Genomic DNA, 23,504 nt, shown 5'->3' with positions numbered 1-23,504 from the left:
AACCAGCTCATGTTCGATATCCTAACACTCTTGCAATGCCTGCTACCAGCAAATTTAAGTGACGACAATACGGCAGTTGAACCAGATCATCATGGCCATGTTAGCCATGAGCGGGCGAGTCACAATGTTAGAAATCTCTCGTTGGGCAGGTGTGGGTGGTAGTTATCGGACGGTGATGAGATTCTATCAGACGGTCATACCGTGGGCAACAGTGTTCTGGGTATTTTTTCGTCGGCATCTGTTTTCTCCAAATGATGTTTATCTGTTGGCAGGAGATGAGGTAGTAATAAGCAAAGCCGGGAAAAAACATATGGATTAGATAGGTTCTTTTCCAGTCTAATAAGCAAACCTATATCCAGTAAACCAAAAAGTTTTTCCCAAAAAGCGATTCCTATAAAACACTGATGCTATCATCAAACAATCAGTAATATAAAATACTTTTTAATTCCCAGTGTTCTAACCAGTAGATATCATATAGATAACAATTAGGTATTGAGCCGAGATACGTGTAAAAACCTGCAAGATGGTCTGGAAACGCTTACTGTGTCTACATTTCAAAGATTTCTGGAGGGAGATTAATCGCCGCCTCCAAAGGTTGAGGAATATTATGTAAATTCACCACATAATCACCGTATCTTTTGATATGTCTTGTAATATAAGGACTCAAAGCAGCAAGGTATCGCATAGGAATCACCTCACCCTGTGACATCAACGTTTGAATCGCCAACGACATATCCACCGTATTTTGCAAAATCACCGCACTGGCCACCAAATCCAGATACTTTAACCGCTTTTCCTGCTCAATTGGATCATTCTCAGTAATCATCCCTTGCTTACCAAAAAATACCCAATCCAGAAAACCATTGTACATCTCCACAACATTTGTTACCGCCGTAATTTCCCGTCTCAACGTAACATTAGAAATATAATCCAGCAGAAACATAGTCCGTACCACCTTACCCAACTCTTGAAAAGCTTGATAAAGACGATTTTTCCGACTGTAGCTCCCTAACTTACGTAACAGCGTCGAAGGCATCACCTTACCAGCCTTAATTGACAGTACCACCCGCATCATGTCATACCAATGAGTCTGAATTAAACTCCAATTGACAACACCCTTAAACAGCGGTTCAATATGCTGATAGCTCACATCCGTACCAGGACGCACAAAACTAAGATCCTGCCAATTACGGATACGTGGCATCAACTTAATACCCAGAAGATAGGAAATAGCAAACACAGGTCCAGATTGACCTTGAGTATCTGCGTGTAACGTATCCGGCTGAATATCCGAAAGATTTTTCAACAACCCATCCAAAATATAAACCGCTTCCCAAACCCCACAAGTAATGAAGTGAGTAAACAAAGCAATGTATTTATCAGAAACATGATGATAGGCAATACCACCATAGCCACCGTAACGGATATGATACTCACTGTGTAAATTATTTTCGTATATCTCAAACTTACTACCATCCGCTGCCGCCTTTTTCCCCGTCCCCCAACAAGAAGGTAAGCTGAAACGGTTATAAGCATTAATAATATCCCGAATTGCCGCTTCAATCTTGGCAGCACTAACATGGCGACGGTTAGTATAAGAAATTTCATGGGCAGTCACCATACCCCCCGAATGACGAGCCATTTGATTAGGTCCAAGATTGCAACCATAACCAAAAGTAGTAAAAATATAACGTTCCCCAGGGTCAGATATTTTGGCTTCACTTCCCGACATTAAACCAAAATGTCTAGTCCAATTCAACCAATGCTCAACATTGCATAATATGTCTAAAATACTCCGTTCCGGCATCAGCGCCCGGATTTTCGACTCCAATAAATCCACCTCTGGAGGTTGGGTAAATGATGGCGGTTTCTTTAATACAGGATTGCCTTCCTTATTAATTGTAAATTGTTTATCGACAGCACAAATATTATCTACTTTCTCAGCGACTTGTGTTAAACATAAGCGTAAATGTTCGACAAAATCCGTTGGATTAGCCGGAAAACCAATTAAGTCACAGTAATCTTTTATTAATGGTTCACACTCAACAGGACTTAATAATTGTTCGCGGAAATCCGCGTAGCTCTCCGACCCCACAACACAGGCATCTCCCGTTTTAAATTCAGTCGCCAAATTGTAAAAGATGCAAATTTCTAATTGCTGACGTACCAAAACCTCGGTGTCATCAATTTCGGCGACAACTAGCGCCCGCCAGTTATTACTAATAAAACCCAAATCAATATCAAAAGGTAAATATTTAGAGCGTTTGTGTTCATGATCTAACACAAATTGCAAAGCTTCAATCACTGATTCATCCGCAGAAGTAGAAAGAATATCTAGAGAACGCACTAAACTAAACAGTGCTTTGCGGTTGGCAGCATAAAACCGCCACATTAATGGTAAATAGTTATTGGTATTGTACGCCGCAATTTCATCTAATTTTTGCATCAGCAATTCTGCCCCACCATGTTCATCCAAAATTAACTGCACCTGTTCTCCAAATACAGCATTATCCTGGGTTTCCTTGGCTTGTTTGGATGCTTGCAATACTTGTCCCAATGTCGCTAACAACTCTGATGTTTCTGTCAGATGTTTATCCCGGAGTTCCTGCAATCGCAGTTTGGCATTATTTTGAATTTTCAGGATACGTTTAATAAACATCTCAACCAGATAATCACGAGTTTTTACCTGTGCTTCGTATAATAGACATAATAGCAATGTCCGCCGTTTGGGTAAATTAATATCTTGAAATTCCGTGATATCTAAAGTTCTAGCATAAGCGGCAAAATGTCTAACTTTGGTAGGAGTAATATTTTGTAGTAATCGCTTGGCATCTCCAAAAGTCATGAGCATATCAAACTTGTTTTGCAGGAGTTTCATCCCATTTAGTTTGGCACTTTTAGGTGGCGATTTTAATAAATTCAGGGTGGCATTTTCATCATCATCCTCATTGTCTATCACCACGAGTAATTGGTCTAAATAAGTTTGTTCGATAGTTGAAAGTCCTTGAGAACAAAGTGCAAATAACTGATTATTGACCATTGACCGAATATGGCGAATTAATCGGTCAAGGGTGCTAAATGCTGGTAATTCGTATCGTTCTTTCACTAATTCCTCAATTGCCACATTGATTAAATCAGCAGGGTGGTCTTTAATTTGGGCTGCTTCTGCAACTAATGTGGCTATTAATCTTTGACCAGTTTTATCATATTGTTTGACCCCTAAATATTCCCGAATAATATTTTTATAGGTATGACGTTGGCGTTCGGAGGGTATTGCTTTTACTGAGTCTTGTAACTTTAAACACGACCGTAAATGTTTAATTACTGCAATTGGGATCTGTTCAGGATGAGGGAAATATCCCAGACGTTGAAAGGATTTGAGCATCACCATTAACCGTAGTAATCCTTCATGGTTCTTGGTTTTAGACTTAACAAACTTGATTTCTGTGGGTGTCGGAGTATAAAGTTCTGCCAGTTCTTTGGGGTCAGGAAATTGTTTAAATTTGGGGTAAGCGGTACGGTCAATTGAAGCCATTCAAGTAATATTTATAACATAAAATTTAAGTTAGCCCAGAAAATGCTTTTATCCCTCACTCCTCTACCAAAGAGTATTTTATATTCTTTTGGGTAGAAATTGACAATGCCCATAAAAATGTTGTTTTTTAGCTCAAAAAGTTGTCAATAATTATGAATGTTATGGTGACTCAGTTCAGCTTTGTAGTTCTGGATTAATCAGCATATTTAAGGCGTGACGGGCGGCTGATTCAGCTTTTTGGGAGGTAACTTTCTGGTAGCGTAATGTGGTTTGAATGCTTTCATGTCCCATGAGTGAGCGTAATTCTTCTATGCTGATTAATCCTACTCGTTCTGTAGCATAAGTATGGCGTAAATCATGAATACGTACCCCGGTTAATTCGGGATTTGTGCTGGTAATTTCTCGCCAATAATCATGCAATGTATGATAGCTAATTCTACTGACTTTGAGGGTAACTGGATGTTGTGCTGTGAACAGTGCGTTGATGTTTTGATGTCGTGTGTGTTGGAAATATTTATTTAGTGATTGGGCGGCATCATTGCTATAAAAACACCACCGTTGTTTGTTGCCTTTTCCCAATACCTGAAATTTCTGATTTTTGATATCTATGTCTGATAAATTCAGGGCTAAAAGCTCTCCTATTCTGCATCCTGTGCGATGCAATAGATGAATTATTGCTGACAGCCGCAGGTTATCTTTGGTTGCTGTATAGAGGATATTTAGCTGGTCTGATGTTAGATATCTTATAGGAGTATCACTTTTATGTTCACCTTTTTCTCGTTGTGGGGAACGCTGTTTTAATCCGTGAATTGGGTTGATTTTTATATAATCTTGTTGGACGGCGAAGTTAAATAGACTTTGTAGCAGAAGTGTTGAATGTTAGGAAAAGATTAAAAAAAAGTACCATAATTTGATACAATCTAAAAAAATCTAGATAAAGAATTATCAAATTATGCGCTTAAAGAATTTCCCAGAAGTGGTCAAAACAATATTGAAACCATTGCCCAAAAAAGATTATCCAGTTCTGGACACATTTTCATTTGTATCAGTGTGGTTACAGTATGTCATGGATAAAAGTATAGTGAGTATGAGAGATTTATTTCAAAGACTAAATAATCAAGGGATAGATTTAAAAATATCAAATTTTTCCAAGGCAAGTAAAAAGAGAGATACTCAAGTATTTTTGGAGATAATAACTGAATTAAACAATCAACTGAGAAAGAAAAAAGGAAAGGAAGAAACCCAAGCATTATTTCCTATAGATTCAACAATTATTACATTAACAAGTAAATTATTATGGAGTCAAGGATATCATCAAGTAAAACTATTTTGTGGGTTAGATAGTTTGACATCAGAAGTTGGTGGAATGGTGATTCATTTTGGGCAAGGACATGACCATAAATATGGACAAGAAACAGTAGAAGCAATTCCGTCAAAAGGAGTAGGGATAATGGATAGAGGATTTGCATCCTCCGAAAGAATATCTGAATTAAAACAACAAAAAAATAAAGCTTTTGTCTTAAGAATTAAAAATAATGTCACTTTAGAAATGCTAGAAAATGGTAATTGTAAAGTTGGCAAAGATGAAAGAGAAGTGGAAATTAGAGTAGTAGCATTTTGTGATATAGAAACTAAGAGTGAATTTCGTTTAGCAACAAACTTATTAAATGAAGGAGAAGAGCAAGTTAGTAATCAAGAGATTATGGAAATTTACATACAAAGATGGCAAATTGAATTGTTATGGAAATTCTTAAAAATGCACCTCAAGTTAGACAGACTTATGACAAAGAATGAGAATGGAATTAGAATTCAGATAATGTGCTGTTTAATCGCTTATTTGATATTGCAACTAATAGAAATACCGCAAGAATTTGGCAAAACTTTATTAGATAAGCTCCGTTATCTTCAGTCCTATATGTGTCAGGAAATAAGTTATGTTCATTGGTTTAGAAAACTTATTTGGATAAGATGAAAAATAGCACTTATAGGCTAAGTTTATTTCAATATGTAAAGTTTTATTACGCTATTCAACATTTCTGACTTTGTAGTATTGCTTGATGCTTGTGGTGGGTTGTGTATTTTAAATGTGAGAGGCTATCTAGATACTCTACTAATGTTTGCTTACTGATTATTTCGATTGGCCAACTTCCATACTCTGCCAGGAAGTTTAAGAGGGTTAGTTCGTAGGTTTTTATGGTACTGGGTGCTAGTCCAGTCCGTTCTAAAAATTTGACGGCAACGGTGGCTAATGTGACAGCTTGCTTCACGGAAATTTGTGTGTTTTTAGCAAGGTTATTTATTCCTAAATTATATATGTTTTAGGGAGAAATATTGGCAGCGTTTTATGGATACTTTTAAAACTCCCAAACCCGGAGAATCTCTGTCCGACTATGTTTTGCGGATGAGAAAGGAACTCAATTTAACTCAGTTTGAGGTGGCGAATGCGGCTGGTGTTCATTCTCGTTCTGTGGGGAAGATTGAACGGGGATTGACAAGGAAACTCAGCCATAAAACTCTCAGCGGTCTTGCTTTGGCTTTCTCTGTGCCTGTTGAGTATTTGCAGGCTGTTGTCAGGGGAGAAGAGGTTCTGGCAATGGCAGCGATTAAGTTTTGCCCCCAATGTTGGAATCCTGGTGGTGTTGTGGATTTAATGTGGGGTAATGTTAGGGCTAGGTTTTGTTATCTATGCGGTACGCAATTACGGTCTAGTTGTGCCAATTGTGGTGAGTTGGTGGTGTCGTTGAGGTATAAGTTTTGTCCTCTGTGTGGAAAACCTTATAAGGATGGGGGTGAAAATTGATGAAAGCTAGACACAGTAAGCGTTTCCAGACCATCTTGCAGGTTTTTACACGTATCTCGGCTCAATACCAAGTTCTGCTAATAAATAAGTAATTAAAGCCACACTAGTATCTAATTGGCGAACACCTCTTATTGCCAGAGTTACACGCTTATTATTACTAATAACGTATAAAGTGGCATAGGCGTAAAATGAATTAGTACCAGATTTAGCTTCACTTCGATATATGTAGGGTAATTCTGACGGTGTTGGTTTACCATAATAACAAATTAAATTTAAATCAATCGCTATTTTTAAACACCCCTTTTTTAATCCTAAAGGAATTCGACTTTTTAATGCTTGATTTATTTGCGCTTCTAATTCCTCAAAATTATTAATTTTATTGAGATGATATCTAATATCATTAGCTGTCGGAATATTTTTTAACAATTTAGCTGTGTTTTCAATACTGTCTCCAGTGCTGGCTGCTTTAACCAGAATCTCGAATAAAGTTTGTTGGTCACAGGCTCCTTGCGTTTCAATCGAAAAATTTTCTACTAAACACTGAATAACCTGCGTCTTGGGTTTCTGAGTCGGTTAAAACGAGTTCTTCTGTAGATTCGCCCTGCGTGGCTTTTGTTAGAGATGAAACAGTCAATTTTTTCAACCAATATGCTACACACTACATTCATCATTTCATATTTTGACCCAGTGCAAATTACTATAACTATTTCTTATGTATTTAGTATTTTATATCACATAAATGTCTATCGTATTTTGTTGTTGATGCCTGCTTCGTCTGTAGCAATAGCGTTAGCATTCCGTAAAAATCGCTCTTTGGGAAAAACTTTTTGGTTTACTGATATCTGGACTATCTTTTTCAGGGTAAGCGCATCTCAAACGCTATTGACAAAAGGGTTCAGAGGTATCATGATGTTGGGATAGACAAGCGGCAAGAACAGTGAGCATATAGTTATTGTCCATTGCGGCTCGATGTGATTTTTGGCGATTGCTGCGTTTTAAAATAAAGGTTTCAAATTTTGTGTTGCCGAAAGTGACTAAAAAGGGTTATTTTATCTTAAGTCTACCATCTTCCATATCTAAGATACGATTTGCAATATCTAAAATACGATTATCATGAGTGACTAACAAAATTGTACATCCTTGTTCTTTAGCTAATTTTTGCATCAGTTCAACTATCTCTCGACCAGTATGACTATCTAAGGAAGCTGTAGGCTCATCCGCTAACACTAATTTGGGATTACTCACCAGTGATCTAGCAATTGCTACTCTTTGTTTTTGTCCACCGGAGAGATCCCGTGGATAATAGTTAATTCGATGTTCTAAACCTACTTCTTTTAACATCATTTCAGCTTTAGCTTTAGCTTGTACATTCGTCAAATGGTCATGAAGTTCGACAGACATTTGTACGTTTTCTCTTGCCGTCATAAATTCTAACAAATTATGAGCTTGAAAAATATAGCCTACTTGTCGTCTTACCTTGACCATCTTTTCTTCATTTGCTCGGTATAATTCTTGTCCTAAAGTTTGTAAACTCCCTTGTTGGATCGACCTTAATCCGCCAATTAAAGAAATTAGGGTTGTTTTCCCAGATCCTGATTGCCCAGTCAGAATAATAATCTCTCCCGCTTTTATTTCTAAGTTAATATCAAATAAAACTTGCTTACGTAATGAACCTTTCCCATAATAATGATTCAAATAATTAATGATTACAGTTGCTTCTTTTGACATCAGTTTACCCCGACATTTAATTTAACTAAAATATATCTGCTGGATCTGCGTCCTGTAGTTTTCTAACAGCAATTGCCCCAGAACTAAAACAGATGAGAATAGTTAAAAATAGAACCGTTAAAGCTCTCGTTGTTTCCATTGTTATGGGCAGTCTAGTTGCTTGTTGTGCGGCTTGATACATACTTAGTGTGATTAAAAAACCTGGTATATAACCAAGAATTGCTAAAATCAGAGCTTCTTGGAAAATAACTGTCAGAAGATATTTATGTTTATAACCCATAGCTTTCAGGGTTGCATATTCTGCTAAATGCTCTGAGACGTTACTATAAAGAATTTGATAAACAATAATAATTCCAACAATAGTACCTAAAATCACCCCAAAAGTAAAGACAAAACCAATGGGAGTTGTTGTATTCCAATATTCTTTTTCAAAGTCCATCAATTCTTGACGATTCATTACTCTGATGTCGGGAGGTAAATAATCCTTGAGCTTCCGAATAACTTGTTCGGGATTATAACCGGGATGTAATTGAATAATTCCTAGATTAATAAATCCTTTTTTTCGTTGGATAAAAATTCTCAAGAAATTCAAATCACTGGTAATTAAATTACCATCAGAACCAAAAGATGTTCCTATTTCAAACAATCCTCCTACAGTAATTTTACGATTATTTGGACCCCGATCTCCAATTTCAGTTTCTACCTTTCCTTGTTGATTAAATAACTCAACAATTGGACCAAATTCTGTCCGAGATTTCGCATCAAATAGAACCATATCTGGTTCTTTAAGCTTATCTAAATTATTATTAAAACCAGACAAATTAAAGACATTTTTATTTAATTCAAAGCCAATTACATAAATATTACGCCAGTAGTTTCTGGTTTGAGGATTTTTCCATTGGGCAAATCCTAAATAGATAGGAATAACATTTTTTACTTCAGGAAAGGCTAGAGTTTGATCTAAACGACGTTCCGAAAAATTTTCCATCGCAATTAAAGCTGTTGAACGAGGACTCAATAAAAAGATATCCGCTTCTAGTTTACTATAAAAAGCTACCGCACTATCAAACAATGCTACTCTAAGACCAAGCTGCATAAAAATCAAGACTACGGCAAAGCTAATCCCTCCAATTGCCACCATTAAGCGGATTTTTTCATGTTTTAATTGTAACCAAGCCGTTGATATTTTAAAAATCATTCTGTGGAGTTTTCTTGAACGTATTGATCAGAACTTTAACTTGTAAATTCGTTAAATTAGCAACTTGTTGACTAGAATTTGAATCAAGGTGAATTTTAACTTCGACTACACGCGCATCAATATCAGCAACTGGATCTGTTCCTAAAATATCTTTTTTACCAATCGCCAAACCAATTTCTGCTACTGTCCCTTTTAATTTTCCAGGGAAACCTTGGCTGATAATGGTAGCTTCCTGACCAAGTTTTACGCGATGAATATCAGTTTCATAAACTTCTGTGTTAACATACATTTGTTTTGTTCGTCCCAGTTCGACAATGCCTTTATTGCTGATCAATTCTCCTGGCCTAGTCCTGATTTTCAGAACTTGTCCAATGAGAGGAGACTTAACATAGGATAGATCAAGTTCTGCCCTAGCTTGTTTCAATGATGCTTCGGCAGATTTGAGTTCAGCTTCTGCTAAAGATATATCCACTGGACGAATTTCCTCAATTTTTTCTAAGGTTGCTTTTGCTTCTGTTTGCTTTTCAGCTAAGGTTATTTTTGTACGTTTAAGATTGGCTTGGGCTTCATTGATTTGTTCTTGACGGGTTAGCATAATTTCCGTTAGGTTAATTTCAGCCTCAATAACCCGCTTGACTGCTGTTTTGTCAGCTAAACAGATTATATCTCTTTGGGAAGTGGTTACTGCACCATCTTGATAAAGAACTTGATACCGCCTACATTCAGTTTTGGCATTATCCATCTCAGCTCTTAGACGTTCAATTTCTGCCTGTTTAGCCTCTTTTTCTCCTTTTAACTGAGCTTTCAACCTTTCAATCGTAGCCTCTTGTGCGAGAATCTGTCCTTCTAGTTCAGCCTGCAAGTTTTTAATTGTTGCCTTCTGAGCTTTGATTTCTCCTTGTTTAGCTCCTGTCTGAATCTGTCTAAGTTTTGCTTCGGCAACTAGGACTTGAGCCTCTGCTTTTTGTACTGCTGCTGCTAGACGAGGAAGACTGTCAAGAGTGGCGATAACTTGACCAGTTTCTACGTTATCTCCTTCTTTAACTAGCAATTTTTCTACTCTAGCACCTTCAGCGAAAGCAGGAGCAGATAAACTAACTACTTCACCTTGAGGTTCTAAAATCCCTAAAGCCGAAACAGATGGTGGTACTTTAGCCGAATCAGAAGTTGCCAGTGTCGAATATGATATATCTAATTTACCTTTAGTTTTTAAGAGCATAAAACGATAAACTATTCCCATACTTATAGCAGTCAATAGGATGATTGTTAGCCCTAATGACCACCGTTTTTTTGATTGAGTTAAAATTTTTAACTTCATCTAAATACAAAATTGAGTTTTTAAGTTAGAGTTAAGATAAATCCTAACAGAGGAATCAGATCAAAGTAGAAAATTATAGCTACATTTAACAAACACACATCCTTATAAGGCTTCAATTCGCTCTTTATGAGACTAACTAAAATGATCTTGAACAAAACAACTTAAGATTGAACCTTTGAGTTGGAAAGGGAAACACCTTGAATATCTGTATCTCTACCATAGTATTTTTGACTTAAAGCCCGAAAAACAGCCACCAAATATCCATTGATAACAATATAGGGTTGCTCATTCTTAGTAACAGTAAATACTTCGGGTAAATAGCGATAATGTAAATAGGGATAACGATGATGAACTTGATGGTAATTGCTATTGCTCCATAGCCAATCCATCACAGGATTACCTAAGATCATCCAACTATCAACTTTCAATTCGGATTTGCTATTATTTACAGTTTGAGCGGGGATTCCATGGTGTTCGCAAACATTACGAACCATAAAAACAAAAGGAAGGAATACTAGCAAAGGAAAAACTGTATAAGTAAGGGAAAGATGGGTTAAGGGAACTAGATAAAAATAAAAGATAAATATCCAAGATATAAAACCGACATCTTTTAAGCCTTGACCGCGTATTTTTTGATTGTTACTTAACAAGTATTCACCAACTGTTTTATAGTGAATCCCTAAGCCAATAAGTGGACCAATTGTTAAAGCAAAGAAAGCAGAGTGATTATTAACTGGTTCTTCAGGATCTTTACCCGGTATATGGGTATAACTATGGTGGGTTAAATGAAACTCCTTGAAAGAGTAAAAGGGAATTAACAAAAAGGATATAAAAATACCGCCACAAAAGTCATTCCAAAGGGGATTCTTAAATAATCCTTTATGAGCAGCTTCATGACCCAGTATACCTAATCCCATGGCGAGAACAGCATTGATTATTGCTAAACCCAAAATCCAAGTCCACTTTAAGAAAAGATGCAATTCGTCAGAACTATTAGGTAGACTTGAAAATCGACTGTCAATGAAATTTACTCCCCACTGGCTTAACCAAAACCCTCCTAAAATTAGAGCGAATAAAGTTAAGGATTTGAACAGATTCATTTTTTTAGGTATAACCTGTTCTGTATATTTAGGAATTGTGTATGTTGTCGTCATAAGTTAATATCCAAGTCAGAAAAAATCAAACAATATTAAAGAACAATCATTGGATTTTAGTGAGCTACTTCAGACAGTAATTCATCATTTTGATTGAAGAATGGCTTAATCTTTTCTAAATCACTATGATATTTCTATGGAACAGACTGAAAGACAAAATAAGGATGTTTCTTACAGGTTGCTTCAAAGATTTTTAGGAGATAATGATGAGATAAATTGGGATAGCGATCTTATTCAGGAGTGAGTTTAATCATCAAATCACTCCTGACGATATTTGGCTATATCTAAGCAGAAGGTTGAATGATGAAAGGTTCAATTTCTTCAGGTTTAGAATAGTATTTCAATTTAGAGTTGTACAACAAACAACGCCAATATCCTTTCGCTACCGCATAGGGTTGTTCATGCTTAGTAACTTCATAAATTTGAGGTAAATAATGGTGTGATAGATAAGGATAACGATGATGTACTTGTTGATAATTGATGTGACTCCACCACCAATTCATTAAAGGATTTGTTAATACTACCCAGCTATCAACTTGATACTTGTTATATGTCGGGTCTTGTATTTCTTCATCTGTTGAGACAATTGGTTCGGAATTTTTTAGCTCCGCAGGCGAAAGGGCAGGTACAAAGGCATAATGATCACATAATGATCGATAAGAATAAACCAAAGGAACGAATAACAATGTAGGGACAAATGTGTACCAAAGAGACATCCCTAAAAAAGGTAAAAGGTAGAGATAGAAAGCTAAGGAAAATCCAATAAAACCTAAATCTTTTAGTCCTCTTAACCCCTGCTTCCAATTATTTGACCCAAACCCTGATAGATTAGTTGCGACAATTTTATAATGTTGATAGAGAGCAATTAAACCACCAAAAACAAAAGCAACTATAAAGGAATGGTTATGCAACGCCTCTTCTGGATCTAGTCCAGATTGATGAGTATAACGATGATGAGTTAAATGGAACTGGCGGTTAGCATAAAAAGGTAGTGTCATTACTAAGGAAGATAATAAACCCCCTAATAGTTCATTCCAAAAGCGATTTTTAACTAAAATGCCATGAATCCCTTCGTGAGCAACTACACCAATACCTGTTAACAACATACAGTTAAAAATTGCTAACAGAATGATTACTGACCATTTCAGGACTAGATAAACTGGATTTTGGGAAAGGGAGAAATAAACATCTAATTGATTCGCCGTTATTTGTGCTGTGTAAAAAGATCCGAACATCAAGGAAACAAATAAACCTGCCTTGAATAAGTTGCTGGCTTGCGGAATCACTTGTTCCGCTGGTTTAGGAATGGTAAATTCTTTCATTGATTACTCCTTATTGAGGCTAATTTATCCAATTACTTCTGTCTCCTGAGTCATCAAGATTATATTCTACTTTTATCGATAAATTCTTTCTTGGAAATACCCTTACACAACAGTTAAGTGTATATATCCATAAGAAAAACGCGAACTCTCAGGAACAAGGCAGAAGATTGTTTCACCTTTTTGTAGTTTTCCTGAATATAGGAGTTCTTCTAACATTAAATAGATAGATGCTGAACCAGTGTTGCCTTTTGTGGTTAAGTTAGTAAACCATTTTTCATAAGGAATAGGAACACCAGCTTTAGCAATAATGTCGTGGGTTTTCTCCCTGAAAAATTCTGATGAGTAGTGAGGTAAAAACCAACTGATTTTATCAGCATCTAGGTTACGTTTTTCTCGAACGCTTGATAGTCCTTTACCCCCATAAGAGATTACATTTTCTCCCAATAATTTAACATCTTGTTGTACCGCAAAATAACTCTCTTGATGAACTTGATCAGGATTGTCAACTTCTCGCCAGCCTTTTAAAGATCCATCCTCAAGTTTTTTACAGCCCATATACATACAAGATTCTAATTCATTGGCATAGGAAATATACTCAACCCAATCAATTCTCAAGGAAAGCCCTTCCAGACGAGGAGTATTTTCAATTAATATTGCTCCGGCAGCATCAGAAAGCATCCATCTGATAAAGTCTTTTTCAAAACCAAGAGTAGGATTCCTCTCGAGTTCGGCTACTTTTGTGTCAATTTCTGGCTGGAAATAAACACTCCGAAGTGCATTAGAAACTAGCTCCGAACCTGTGGTAATAGCATTCTTGGTTAAACCAGATAATACATTCATATAGCCATACTTAAAAGATGCTACTCCAGCACAACAGACTCCTGCCGTACTAGCGACTTCGCAAGAAGGAAAGCCTAGTTCTCCATGAACCATCAGTCCATGATGGGGGAAAAGCTGATCTGGACCCGATGTCCCACAGACTAGACAATCAAGTTCCTCCAAAGAGAAATTGACTTTTTTAGTCAGATTTCGGATTGCTTCCGCCGTTATTTGAGTATTATTATGAGTCTGCTTACCTGTAACCGGATCAATGGCATAATAACGAGTCTTGATCCCGTTATTATTCAGGATGCGCTTTTTGGAACGAGAAGGTTTACCATTAAGCATCCCTAAAAGATTTTCAATTTCATCATTGGTAACAGGCTGATTGGGTAAAAATACACCAATCCCGTTAATATATGCGTCTGACATAGTATCTACTCCATCATGAATCGTATTGATTTATATGGTGTGCAGTCGTAAGATGTACATTTACAGCCTCTCTCGTGCTTGCGGTGGAAACCTCGGTATTTCAGTCACAACCTGAACGACAATATTTCTCTAACAAGGAATGTGGATTAAATAAAATGCAGAAGTTGTGACAGGGGTATAGTAGACTATAGCCATAGGTGAAGGCTTAGATCGCTCATTCTCCCAGCGGTTAATAGTGCCATAAGTCACACCTAGATAAGCTCCGAACTGTTCTTGAGTAAGTCCAGTCAACAGGCGAAACTCCCGAATTAGCCCCCCAATTTCGGGTTGTTTGACCAGCAATGGTCTTTTTAACATCTGGTTCATGCCTGATGTAACGAGTAATATGTCTTTTGACATAATAAGCACATTTCAAAATAAAAGCAATAGCAAAAGCCGCTAATTTTAAGAAAATTTACTGATTTTCGTTTTTACTTATTTTTGAACTGTATAAAGTCGAAATACGCACCAAGTAAGCCCATTGTCATCTGCCAAAAGTTAGATATTAAAACAGAGATATTGATAAACAAGTAATTATCAGTAAACCAAAAAGTTTTTCCCAAAGAGCGATTTTTACGGAATGCTAACACCTGAGTTCGATGTAAATAAAAAGTCTAAAAGTACGTAACAGCAACAGTTCTGTCAATAAGTATTGGTTATTGAGAATTAAAGCCCACGCCAAAAAGTTCTCAAAAAATTAATTTTTTGAAATGTATTTACTATTAGGTAATATTGATATTTAATTGGTAATTAAGCTAATAAAACTGGTAAGGTTTCAATTTCATTTTCATCAAATCTTAAAGAAGGTTTTTTAGGTTGCCAAGTATAAGCTATTATTGCAGCAACAACATTAACCATGAAATTAGTAACACTTCGATGTCGAGAATGAGCAAGTTGTGAAATATTTTTGAGTTGGTCATTAACAGTTTCAATTAAAGAGCGTTTTCGGAGCATTAATTTCTCCTCCAGGGACAAGAGCTTATTCCGCATATTTTTCTTGAAAGGAGTGATTAATTTGAGTCCATTAGACCAAAGTTCAAGCCAGAGTTTTTGAGAAATATATCCTTTGTCTCCAAATATTTTCCCAAATAAGTTCTTAGTCAAAGTGGGAACAGGTTTTCGGTCATCTGTATTTCCAGGAGTAATTTGAAACGCAAGTAACTCTCCTTGATCATTAATAATCAAATGAAGTTTAAACCCAAAATACCAACAAATAGAACTTTTCCCCCAGCCAGCTAAATCTTTAAAGACCTTATTTGTCTTGGCTCTTTTAGAATGACAAATGGGAATAGAGGTACTATCAATAAAACTTATACCTGTATTGAGTCCTTTTCGTGTATTCAGATAATACATCAAGGGAATTAAAGCATTTGGCATTAATTCAACAAATCTTTGATAACTCACTAAATTGGGAAATTCACCTTGGCAATATTTGAAGATATGTTTCAGGTAATAATCTTTAAAATTGCGGTAACTAGAGCGATGAAAATACACAATTATTGTCATAATTTCACTTAGACATAATCGGCTGGGTCTAATTCTTTTTTTTATTTGGGATGGGATAAGTTGAGCTTGAAATATTGGCTCAAAATAGGTACAAAAATCATCAATTTCACAGAAAATAGTTTCTAATTCCATGAGTTATAATCATTAATTTTCTTTAATTAAACCTCTTCTATTGTCCCTAATCTGAGGTACTTTGAGTTTGTATTCAAATAGTATTCGTAATATAAATTTAGATTTTGTTATGAAAATTTACTTAAATCTAGGCTGGTTTCCTATTAATTCTCAATAATTAAGGCTTATTGAGAATATAGGCTCTTTCCAGAAAAGCCTCTAACCCTTTTGAATACTCATTTTTAGCTGGTTTTCTTACATCGAACTCAGGTAACAAAGGAGTTGTTAATTTAGCAACAGAAAGGACTGATGATTTAATGCACGATTTTGTTTCCATTATTACTTCTTTTTGTGCAAGACTTTACTCAATTAGAAGACGGACTCGGAAAACAGAGTGTATTATAGAATGTCTTCAGGAGGATGAATGCAACTAACCGAAAGACACATCATCAAAAAAACTCATAAACATTACAGAGAAATTGATAGGCTTTGCTTTCTTTCTAAAAATCTCTATAATGTTGCCAACTACTTAATTAGGCAATCCTTCTTTAAAACTGGTGAAATTCTCAATTATAATCAGACCCAAAAACTATTACAAAGTCAGTTTGATTATAAAAATCTACCAGCGAAAGTAAGTCAGCAAATATTAATGATTTTAGATAAGAACTGGAAAGCATTTTTTCAAGCACAAAAGGCTTATCAAGAAAACCCATCTAAGTTTTTGGGTAAACCAAAATTACCTAAATACAAACATAAGGAAAATGGGAGAAACCTTTTAGTGTATACTATACAGGCTTTATCCAAACCATTTCTATGCAAAGGACTTATTAAACTTAGCCAGACTGAGATAGTTTTCCCTACTCAAGCTAAAAAAATAGCACAAGTGAGGATTATTCCCAAACTTAATCATTATGTTATTGAGGTGATTTATCATCAAGAAGAAAAACCAAAACAGGTAGATAATAAGAGAATTGCCAGTATTGATTTAGGATTAAATAATTTGGCTACTGTAACTTTCAATCAAGCAGGTTTAATACCTTTCTTGCCTTTCTTGATCAATGGCAGACCGTTAAAATCCATTAATCATTTTTTTAACAAAAAGAAAGCTGAACTACAGGCTATTCTCAAAACTACAACTTCAAAAAGATTACAGAATCTTTGTATAAAACGCAATTTTAAGGTTGATGACTACTTGCATAAAGCCAGCAGATATTTAATCAATAAATTGGTTGAATTAAATATAGGTACTTTGGTAATTGGCAAAAATGAAGGTTGGAAACAAGAACTGAATATAGGTTCTAAAAATAACCAAAATTTTACTCAAATACCACATACCAGATTTATTGAACAGTTGACCTATAAAGCAGAATTAGAGGGAATATCTGTAATTATCACCGAAGAAAGCTACACATCTAAATCTAGTTTTTTAGATCAAGATGTACTCCCAACATATAAAAAAGGGGAAAACCATTCTTTTAGCGGTAAGAGAATTAAACGTGGTCTTTATAAATCGGCTCAAGGTATTTTAGTTAATGCAGATGTAAATGGATCACTAAATATTCTCAGAAAAGCAATCCCTAATGCTTTTGCAGATGGGATAAAGGGGATTGTAGTTTCCCCAGTCAAGGTAACACTTTCAAAGTAAAAGATATTTGTCTATATTTTTTACAACTATAACCCCAATGTTAATTAAACCTCAAATTAAAACTCCAGAGAAATTACCGTTTCTAGAAAAATTATGTTGGCAAAGAGAAGATATAGAAAATCTTACTCCTTTAGAAATGCTGAGAATATATGAACGAGGGTGGCACTACCGGGGAGTTTTAGGCGACTTGAGCCAAATAGAAGCCTTATTTGTGCAACAATTAGCTGAATATTATCATTCATGGTTAGGAGCAAAAATGTTTGAAAGGGAATTTCATCAAAAAATTTTAATTGTTCTTAATCAATTAAATGCTAATTTTTTATTAGAGTGTGGCGCGTATTTTGGCGGTGGGACTCTGGTTAGTTTAAATCATGGGGAATATAGATTAAGCAAGGATATAGATTTTCTCTGTTCCACTGGTACTGGCTACCGATTACTGCGACAAAAAATAGCTGAAAATCAATATAATGCTCTTTTTAAGACTCAAAATAATCTCAACCTACCCGGAGAAATTAAAGCTGACCAGTACGGAGTAAGATTTGCCATTGTAGTTGATGAAACTTTGATTAAATTTGAGATAATTATGGAAGGACGGATTGAATTGGGAGAAGCAGATTATCCCAGTTGGTCGCCTGTCCCATGCTTAAATGAAATTGATAGTTTTGCGGAAAAACTTTTAGCCAATTCTGACAGATGGAATGATTCCTCGGTAGAGTCGAGAGATTTAATTGATTTGGCGATGCAAAGGCTCAATTCTCCTATTCCTCAAGCAGCTATTGAGAAGGCAGAATCAGCTTATCCTGTAATTGAACCTTTAAAAAAAGCGATCGCCTTTTTCCAAAATCACCCCAATTATCGAGACAACCTGAGTTCGATGTAAGAAAACCAGCTAAAAATGAGTATTCAAAAGGGTTAGAGGCTTTTCTGGAAAGAGCCTATATTCTCAATAAGCCTTAATTATTGAGAATTAATAGGAAACCAGCCTAGATTTAAGTAAATTTTCATAACAAAATCTAAATTTATATTACGAATACTATTTGAATACAAACTCAAAGTACCTCAGATTAGGGACAATAGAAGAGGTTTAATTAAAGAAAATTAATGATTATAACTCATGGAATTAGAAACTATTTTCTGTGAAATTGATGATTTTTGTACCTATTTTGAGCCAATGTTTCAAGCTCAACTTATCCCATCCCAAATAAAAAAAAGAATTAGACCCAGCCGATTATGTCTAAGTGAAATTATGACAATAATTGTGTATTTTCATCGCTCTAGTTACCGCAATTTTAAAGATTATTACCTGAAACATATCTTCAAATATTGCCAAGGTGAATTTCCCAATTTAGTGAGTTATCAAAGATTTGTTGAATTAATGCCAAATGCTTTAATTCCCTTGATGTATTATCTGAATACACGAAAAGGACTCAATACAGGTATAAGTTTTATTGATAGTACCTCTATTCCCATTTGTCATTCTAAAAGAGCCAAGACAAATAAGGTCTTTAAAGATTTAGCTGGCTGGGGGAAAAGTTCTATTTGTTGGTATTTTGGGTTTAAACTTCATTTGATTATTAATGATCAAGGAGAGTTACTTGCGTTTCAAATTACTCCTGGAAATACAGATGACCGAAAACCTGTTCCCACTTTGACTAAGAACTTATTTGGGAAAATATTTGGAGACAAAGGATATATTTCTCAAAAACTCTGGCTTGAACTTTGGTCTAATGGACTCAAATTAATCACTCCTTTCAAGAAAAATATGCGGAATAAGCTCTTGTCCCTGGAGGAGAAATTAATGCTCCGAAAACGCTCTTTAATTGAAACTGTTAATGACCAACTCAAAAATATTTCACAACTTGCTCATTCTCGACATCGAAGTGTTACTAATTTCATGGTTAATGTTGTTGCTGCAATAATAGCTTATACTTGGCAACCTAAAAAACCTTCTTTAAGATTTGATGAAAATGAAATTGAAACCTTACCAGTTTTATTAGCTTAATTACCAATTAAATATCAATATTACCTAATAGTAAATACATTTCAAAAAATTAATTTTTTGAGAACTTTTTGGCGTGGGCTTTAATTCTCAATAACCAATACTTATTGACAGAACTGTTGCTGTTACGTACTTTTAGACTTTTTATTTACATCGAACTCAGGTGAGACAAATGTTTTGCGGCTTTGGGAATTGCCGAACCCAGTAAAATTATTGATGGTATTGATTTGATGGCGGCTGATTTTAATTTAAACAAGACACCTAGAACATTTAGCGAATCTAGACAAGACTGGGAATGACAATTAATTTAATCGCTTTTCTTCGCGGCAAACACAAACAAATCTACTCTTTTCTAAGAAAATTGTGTGACATAGGTGCTACAGTCATAATTCATTGAGGATTTTCCCACAAAGTTGAAGCCACAGAGATATCATATCTTTGTCCTGTTTCTGTAATTTGAAAGTCCAGAATAAAATATTTATTATCAGAAAAATGCTGATGTTTTCTAGCAATTAGTTCAGCAATCATTTGTGTAACCCCCTGTTGAGTTTCTGCATCCTGATTTGATAACTGTTGTTCCAAGAAAGTATCAAGTGTTGTTTTTTGTTGAGATTCAGGCATCACCGCCGCATTCCAGGCTATCACAGCCAAACTAAATAATGATTTACGTCGTTTTGATGTGTGTACATTATCTAAGTACGGAGCAACGAACTGTTGGAGAATTTCTGACATTTTTGGAGCGCCCTTGGGTTCTATCGGTATATTTGCAGCCAATTCCCCAAATCCCCCCTCTACCATCTTCTTTCTAAGTGCTTCCAGGTTTTTCTGCTTATCTTGGGAACTCTGTTTTTGTTTCATCAAATCTTTAAAATCCTTAGACTTTCTCGCCATAGTGCATCTCCTGTTTTGATTATTTCTGGGTTTCTATTCCAACAATTGTTCTAAATCACTCAACAATTTCTCTAGCTTTTTGGTTTTTTTAGCATCTTCCCACACCTGAGCATTCTTCAACCGTTTACCAATCTCGGAATATTTAGCATTCAATGTTTCTTTGGCTGTGATTTTCCCTGGGGTTAATTCCTTTACTAACTGCTTAATCTCACTTAAAGATAGATTTTCATTAAGAACTTTATCCAGTAGTTCCCTACGTTCACCGTCATCTTTGAGTTTAGCGATCGCCCTGGCTTTGGTGTATTCTAGTTGACCCTGCCGCAAGATTTCCAATACATCATCGGGTAAATTCAATAATGGTAAACGACTGGTCCGAAAACTTTCAGCACTGAATCTCCCCACACCTGACAACACAGATTCCATAATTTCCAGTTGACGGGAAACGTTTTCCGTCAGTTCTAATCCTCGTTTTTTGGCGTTGGCAACTTGATTGAGAATTGAGATCACCTCACCAGAATTTACATCAAGTTCCATACAGAGTAGTTCTAAAATCCCCTCGGTTTCTTCAACTGGGTTTAAATCTTCCCGTTGCAGGTTTTCCAGTAAAGCGATTTGCAGGGTTTGGAGGTCAGATAATTCCTTGGTGATAATCGGTACTTCTGTTAACCCCGCTTCTTTGGCCGCCCGGAGTCGGCGTTCACCAGCGACTAACTCAAATTCACCATTAACAGCACGCACCAACAAAGGTTGTAAAATCCCGTGTTCTTTAACTGACTGCACCAGTTGATTGAGTTTCTCAGGGTCAAAATACCGTCGGGGTTGTTGAGCAGGTAAACGAATTTTATCAATATTAACAGTGGCAGTTGGTGATTCTGATTCCACATCCATACTCAACAAATCTTCCACACCACGCATTTTTGGGAGTTCTAAAGGTTTCTTGACCATTACAGTTTCTCCATCCCCAAGGCGATCTTTTTCAGAACTGCGATCGCTGGATGTTTGGGGTCATATACAGCTAAGGGTTGACTATTCATCACTGCATCCGCAAAAGCTGTGGCACGGGGTATCTTCGGATAAACTTTAGCTAGTGGTGATAACTGCTGTTCCAAAGCCTCCAAAATCACTTTGTCTTGGTTGGCGTTTACGTACAAGGTTGGCACAAATCCGGCGATCGCTAATTTCGGATTGATATGTTTCTTCACCTGTTTGATGCTATCCAATAATAACTCCGTTCCCTTGAATGCTTTGTAATGAGTCTGAACTGGCACTAAAACATGAGTAGCAGCACAGAGTCCGAGAATACTGAGGATACCTAAAGAGGGAGGACAGTCAATCAAAATGAAATCGTAGTTATTTAAAATGGGTTCTAAAGCTTGTTTGAGTCGTAGTTCCCTGGCCATAACCGCAGAGAGTTGTAATTCTACCGCACTGAGGGTAATATTAGCCGGGGCTAAATCCATACCGTGTAGATCAGTATGAATTGGTAATTTAGTCTCTGGTGTGAGCAGTGAGTCAGCAACGATTTCTTCCAGTTCATGGGGTTCAAGTCCCATAAAAGTTGTCAGGGATGCCTGGGGGTCAGTATCCACCAGTAAAACTTTATGTTTGAGGGAGAGATGATAACCCAAATTCATCGTCAGACTGGTTTTCATCACCCCACCGGCTTGATTGAAAATGGCTATAATTTTAGTCACAGTAGTTGCAGTGCTTGGTTTACAGGTAATCGTCAGGAGTCAGGAGTCAGGAGTTAGGAGTCAGGGGTCAGAGTAAAACCTTTTTGTGGACGGAATTTAATGATCAATTAATGTCCTAACCACGTTGGCGGTTGCTATAAATCAATGAAAGTCTCAGTTACTCTAATTAATAACATTTTTCTGTAATTAAAAGTCTATCTACGGTTGTGATTTATCAGTAATATTATGAATAACTTGACACTCTCTGGCAACATTGTTGATGTTCTCCACCGTCGCATTTTCCCCGGTACTATTCACATCACAGATGGACGCATTCAAACCATAGTTCAGGACCAGGGGCAATACTCACAGTACATTCTTCCTGGTTTTATTGATGCTCATGTTCATATCGAAAGCTCGATGCTTGTACCCACTGAATTCGCCCGATTAGCGACGGTGCATGGTACGGTGGCAACTGTCTCTGACCCCCACGAAATCGCCAATGTGCTGGGTTTAGAGGGTGTGGAATTCATGGTAGACAATGCCGCCCAGACTCCCTTGAAAATAGCCTTTGGTTTTCCTGCTTGTGTCCCCGCTACCGAGTTTGAAACTGCCGGGGCAAAACTGACGGTAAACGATTTCCGTCAACTGGTTAAACATGGTATTTCTTATCTGAGTGAGGTGATGAATGTACCGGGGGTTTTGGCAGATAGTCCAGAAATGATGGACAAAATTCATCTAGCGCAAAGTCTGGGACTACCCATTGATGGCCACGCACCGGGGTTATCTAGTACGGGATTACGTAAATATGCTACTCAAATTACCACTGATCATGAATGTTCCACACTAAATGAAGCTCTAGAGAAATTAGCATTGGGAATGAAGATACAGATCCGGGAGGGTTCAGCAGCTAAAAACTTTGATGCCCTGCACAGTTTGATTGACTCCCATGCAGCAGATTGTATGTTTTGTAGCGATGATAAACACCCTGATGATTTAGTTACAGGACACATTAATCTACTGGTAAAACGGGCTGTGGCATTAGGTCATGATGTGATGAATATCCTGGAAATTGCCTGTGTGAACCCCGTCAAACATTACAATTTGGATGTGGGACTACTACAAATTGGTGATAGTGCAGATTTGATTGTTGTTGATAATTTACAAGATTTCACGGTGTTGGCTACCTATTGTCAGGGAATATTAACAGCAAAAACAGGGTCAACTTTGTTACCATTTGTTCCTGTCAAACCTATCAATCAGTAAACCAAAAAGTTTTTCCCAAAAAGCGATTCCTATAAAACACTGATGCTATCATCAAACAATCAGTAATA

General features: G+C 36.4%; 22 protein-coding genes and 1 pseudogene. 8 read left to right on the top strand and 15 right to left on the bottom strand.

All coding sequences use genetic code 11. The features are described 5' to 3' along the window. Positions 1 to 9 precede the first annotated feature (9 nt). Positions 10 to 357 (top strand): annotated as a pseudogene (locus HEQ36_RS22970) (transposase); the annotation flags it as partial. A 190-nt stretch (positions 358 to 547) separates the two neighbouring features. Here the strand turns inward: HEQ36_RS22970 and HEQ36_RS22965 are convergent. Both HEQ36_RS22965 and HEQ36_RS22960 read right to left on the bottom strand, forming a co-directional pair. Then, positions 548 to 3,535: a Tn3 family transposase gene (locus HEQ36_RS22965; protein ID WP_168636483.1), complete on the bottom strand. Its 2,988-nt coding sequence runs from the start codon at positions 3,533 to 3,535 to the stop codon at positions 548 to 550. Positions 3,536 to 3,709: 174 nt separating this feature from the next. Beyond that, entirely contained in the window at positions 3,710 to 4,282 is a 573-nt protein-coding gene (locus tag HEQ36_RS22960) for a site-specific integrase (protein WP_290707873.1), read from the bottom strand. 205 nt (positions 4,283 to 4,487) lie between these two features. On the opposite strand from HEQ36_RS22960, the gene HEQ36_RS22955 reads away from it, so the two are divergent. Then, positions 4,488 to 5,507 carry a transposase gene (locus HEQ36_RS22955; RefSeq protein ID WP_053537527.1) on the top strand — a complete coding sequence of 340 codons (1,020 nt, stop codon included), beginning with the start codon at positions 4,488 to 4,490 and terminating at the stop codon, positions 5,505 to 5,507. Positions 5,508 to 5,562: 55 nt separating this feature from the next. Here HEQ36_RS22955 and HEQ36_RS22950 read toward each other — a convergent pair whose 3' ends face one another. Next, entirely contained in the window at positions 5,563 to 5,802 is a 240-nt protein-coding gene (locus tag HEQ36_RS22950) for a phage integrase N-terminal SAM-like domain-containing protein (RefSeq protein ID WP_290707839.1), read from the bottom strand. A gap of 77 nt (positions 5,803 to 5,879) precedes the next feature. Here HEQ36_RS22950 and HEQ36_RS22945 point away from each other — a divergent pair, with 77 nt between their 5' ends. Continuing rightward, on the top strand, positions 5,880 to 6,335 hold the full coding sequence (locus HEQ36_RS22945) for a zinc ribbon domain-containing protein (protein ID WP_168635408.1): 456 nt from the start codon (positions 5,880 to 5,882) through the stop codon (positions 6,333 to 6,335). Positions 6,336 to 6,380: 45 nt separating this feature from the next. Here HEQ36_RS22945 and HEQ36_RS22940 read toward each other — a convergent pair whose 3' ends face one another. Further along, complete coding sequence (locus HEQ36_RS22940; RefSeq protein WP_290708511.1) at positions 6,381 to 6,761, bottom strand: hypothetical protein; 381 nt, start codon at positions 6,759 to 6,761, stop codon at positions 6,381 to 6,383. 222 nt (positions 6,762 to 6,983) lie between these two features. Between HEQ36_RS22940 and HEQ36_RS22935 the strand changes: the two genes are divergently transcribed. After that, positions 6,984 to 7,256 (top strand): hypothetical protein, encoded by a 273-nt coding sequence (locus tag HEQ36_RS22935; protein ID WP_290708509.1) that lies wholly within the window; start codon positions 6,984 to 6,986, stop codon positions 7,254 to 7,256. A gap of 123 nt (positions 7,257 to 7,379) precedes the next feature. Here HEQ36_RS22935 and HEQ36_RS22930 read toward each other — a convergent pair whose 3' ends face one another. The 8 genes from HEQ36_RS22930 to HEQ36_RS22895 form a co-directional block, all read right to left on the bottom strand. Then, positions 7,380 to 8,063, bottom strand: a complete 684-nt coding sequence (locus tag HEQ36_RS22930) for a DevA family ABC transporter ATP-binding protein (protein WP_168636484.1) — start codon at positions 8,061 to 8,063, stop codon at positions 7,380 to 7,382. 25 nt (positions 8,064 to 8,088) lie between these two features. Beyond that, positions 8,089 to 9,261 (bottom strand): ABC transporter permease DevC, encoded by a 1,173-nt coding sequence (gene devC / locus HEQ36_RS22925; protein WP_168636485.1) that lies wholly within the window; start codon positions 9,259 to 9,261, stop codon positions 8,089 to 8,091. Beyond that, a complete protein-coding gene (locus tag HEQ36_RS22920) occupies positions 9,251 to 10,579 on the bottom strand; it encodes an ABC exporter membrane fusion protein (protein ID WP_168636486.1) in 1,329 nt (442 codons plus the stop codon). Before HEQ36_RS22920 ends, devC begins: the two co-directional genes overlap by 11 nt. 161 nt (positions 10,580 to 10,740) lie before the next feature. Continuing rightward, positions 10,741 to 11,733 (bottom strand): fatty acid desaturase, encoded by a 993-nt coding sequence (locus HEQ36_RS22915; RefSeq protein ID WP_168636487.1) that lies wholly within the window; start codon positions 11,731 to 11,733, stop codon positions 10,741 to 10,743. 284 nt (positions 11,734 to 12,017) lie between these two features. Further along, positions 12,018 to 13,055: a fatty acid desaturase gene (locus HEQ36_RS22910; protein WP_168636488.1), complete on the bottom strand. Its 1,038-nt coding sequence runs from the start codon at positions 13,053 to 13,055 to the stop codon at positions 12,018 to 12,020. A 102-nt stretch (positions 13,056 to 13,157) separates the two neighbouring features. Then, positions 13,158 to 14,306: a beta-ketoacyl-ACP synthase III gene (locus tag HEQ36_RS22905; protein ID WP_168636489.1), complete on the bottom strand. Its 1,149-nt coding sequence runs from the start codon at positions 14,304 to 14,306 to the stop codon at positions 13,158 to 13,160. Positions 14,307 to 14,435: 129 nt separating this feature from the next. Continuing rightward, on the bottom strand, positions 14,436 to 14,705 hold the full coding sequence (locus HEQ36_RS22900; RefSeq protein ID WP_325064619.1) for a helix-turn-helix transcriptional regulator: 270 nt from the start codon (positions 14,703 to 14,705) through the stop codon (positions 14,436 to 14,438). Positions 14,706 to 15,095: 390 nt separating this feature from the next. After that, positions 15,096 to 15,983: an IS982 family transposase gene (locus tag HEQ36_RS22895; RefSeq protein ID WP_168634808.1), complete on the bottom strand. Its 888-nt coding sequence runs from the start codon at positions 15,981 to 15,983 to the stop codon at positions 15,096 to 15,098. A 403-nt stretch (positions 15,984 to 16,386) separates the two neighbouring features. Here HEQ36_RS22895 and HEQ36_RS22890 point away from each other — a divergent pair, with 403 nt between their 5' ends. The 3 genes from HEQ36_RS22890 (at position 16,387) to HEQ36_RS22880 (ending at position 19,609) form a co-directional block, all read left to right on the top strand. Continuing rightward, positions 16,387 to 17,607: an RNA-guided endonuclease TnpB family protein gene (locus HEQ36_RS22890; RefSeq protein WP_168636490.1), complete on the top strand. Its 1,221-nt coding sequence runs from the start codon at positions 16,387 to 16,389 to the stop codon at positions 17,605 to 17,607. A gap of 37 nt (positions 17,608 to 17,644) precedes the next feature. Next, positions 17,645 to 18,487 carry a nucleotidyl transferase AbiEii/AbiGii toxin family protein gene (locus HEQ36_RS22885; RefSeq protein ID WP_233455521.1) on the top strand — a complete coding sequence of 281 codons (843 nt, stop codon included), beginning with the start codon at positions 17,645 to 17,647 and terminating at the stop codon, positions 18,485 to 18,487. A 234-nt stretch (positions 18,488 to 18,721) separates the two neighbouring features. After that, positions 18,722 to 19,609 (top strand): IS982 family transposase, encoded by an 888-nt coding sequence (locus HEQ36_RS22880; RefSeq protein WP_053540817.1) that lies wholly within the window; start codon positions 18,722 to 18,724, stop codon positions 19,607 to 19,609. Between the two features lie 387 nt (positions 19,610 to 19,996). Here HEQ36_RS22880 and HEQ36_RS22875 read toward each other — a convergent pair whose 3' ends face one another. Genes HEQ36_RS22875 through HEQ36_RS22865 form a run of 3 tightly spaced genes read right to left on the bottom strand, consistent with a single transcriptional unit; the run spans position 19,997 to position 22,191 of the window. Beyond that, positions 19,997 to 20,497 carry a hypothetical protein gene (locus HEQ36_RS22875; RefSeq protein ID WP_168636491.1) on the bottom strand — a complete coding sequence of 167 codons (501 nt, stop codon included), beginning with the start codon at positions 20,495 to 20,497 and terminating at the stop codon, positions 19,997 to 19,999. Between the two features lie 33 nt (positions 20,498 to 20,530). Then, positions 20,531 to 21,442 (bottom strand): ParB/RepB/Spo0J family partition protein, encoded by a 912-nt coding sequence (locus HEQ36_RS22870; protein WP_168636492.1) that lies wholly within the window; start codon positions 21,440 to 21,442, stop codon positions 20,531 to 20,533. After that, a complete protein-coding gene (locus HEQ36_RS22865) occupies positions 21,442 to 22,191 on the bottom strand; it encodes a ParA family protein (RefSeq protein WP_168636493.1) in 750 nt (249 codons plus the stop codon). The genes HEQ36_RS22870 and HEQ36_RS22865 overlap by 1 nt, the downstream gene beginning before the upstream one ends. A gap of 225 nt (positions 22,192 to 22,416) precedes the next feature. Here HEQ36_RS22865 and HEQ36_RS22860 point away from each other — a divergent pair, with 225 nt between their 5' ends. Continuing rightward, entirely contained in the window at positions 22,417 to 23,436 is a 1,020-nt protein-coding gene (locus tag HEQ36_RS22860) for an amidohydrolase family protein (protein WP_233455522.1), read from the top strand. Positions 23,437 to 23,504: the final 68 nt, after the last annotated feature.

Source organism: Anabaena sp. 54, from assembly GCF_017355725.1.
Lineage (GTDB): Bacteria > Cyanobacteriota > Cyanobacteriia > Cyanobacteriales > Nostocaceae > Dolichospermum > Dolichospermum heterosporum.
Note: the sequence above shows the minus strand (reverse complement) of the source record. Positions and strands in the feature narration are given on the sequence as shown.

Excerpts from the sequence above, each read along its gene's own strand:
- HEQ36_RS22965 (WP_168636483.1), bottom strand. The coding sequence starts at position 3,535 with ATGGCTTCAATTGACCGTACCGCTTACCCCAAATTTAAACAATTTCCT.
- HEQ36_RS22955 (WP_053537527.1), top strand. The coding sequence starts at position 4,488 with ATGCGCTTAAAGAATTTCCCAGAAGTGGTCAAAACAATATTGAAACCA.
- HEQ36_RS22945 (WP_168635408.1), top strand. The coding sequence starts at position 5,880 with ATGGATACTTTTAAAACTCCCAAACCCGGAGAATCTCTGTCCGACTAT.
- HEQ36_RS22935 (WP_290708509.1), top strand. The coding sequence starts at position 6,984 with ATGCTACACACTACATTCATCATTTCATATTTTGACCCAGTGCAAATT.
- HEQ36_RS22930 (WP_168636484.1), bottom strand. The coding sequence starts at position 8,063 with ATGTCAAAAGAAGCAACTGTAATCATTAATTATTTGAATCATTATTAT.
- devC (WP_168636485.1), bottom strand. The coding sequence starts at position 9,261 with ATGATTTTTAAAATATCAACGGCTTGGTTACAATTAAAACATGAAAAA.
- HEQ36_RS22920 (WP_168636486.1), bottom strand. The coding sequence starts at position 10,579 with ATGAAGTTAAAAATTTTAACTCAATCAAAAAAACGGTGGTCATTAGGG.
- HEQ36_RS22915 (WP_168636487.1), bottom strand. The coding sequence starts at position 11,733 with ATGACGACAACATACACAATTCCTAAATATACAGAACAGGTTATACCT.
- HEQ36_RS22910 (WP_168636488.1), bottom strand. The coding sequence starts at position 13,055 with ATGAAAGAATTTACCATTCCTAAACCAGCGGAACAAGTGATTCCGCAA.
- HEQ36_RS22905 (WP_168636489.1), bottom strand. The coding sequence starts at position 14,306 with ATGTCAGACGCATATATTAACGGGATTGGTGTATTTTTACCCAATCAG.
- HEQ36_RS22900 (WP_325064619.1), bottom strand. The coding sequence starts at position 14,705 with ATGTCAAAAGACATATTACTCGTTACATCAGGCATGAACCAGATGTTA.
- HEQ36_RS22895 (WP_168634808.1), bottom strand. The coding sequence starts at position 15,983 with ATGGAATTAGAAACTATTTTCTGTGAAATTGATGATTTTTGTACCTAT.
- HEQ36_RS22890 (WP_168636490.1), top strand. The coding sequence starts at position 16,387 with ATGCAACTAACCGAAAGACACATCATCAAAAAAACTCATAAACATTAC.
- HEQ36_RS22885 (WP_233455521.1), top strand. The coding sequence starts at position 17,645 with ATGTTAATTAAACCTCAAATTAAAACTCCAGAGAAATTACCGTTTCTA.
- HEQ36_RS22880 (WP_053540817.1), top strand. The coding sequence starts at position 18,722 with ATGGAATTAGAAACTATTTTCTGTGAAATTGATGATTTTTGTACCTAT.
- HEQ36_RS22875 (WP_168636491.1), bottom strand. The coding sequence starts at position 20,497 with ATGGCGAGAAAGTCTAAGGATTTTAAAGATTTGATGAAACAAAAACAG.
- HEQ36_RS22870 (WP_168636492.1), bottom strand. The coding sequence starts at position 21,442 with ATGGTCAAGAAACCTTTAGAACTCCCAAAAATGCGTGGTGTGGAAGAT.
- HEQ36_RS22860 (WP_233455522.1), top strand. The coding sequence starts at position 22,417 with ATGAATAACTTGACACTCTCTGGCAACATTGTTGATGTTCTCCACCGT.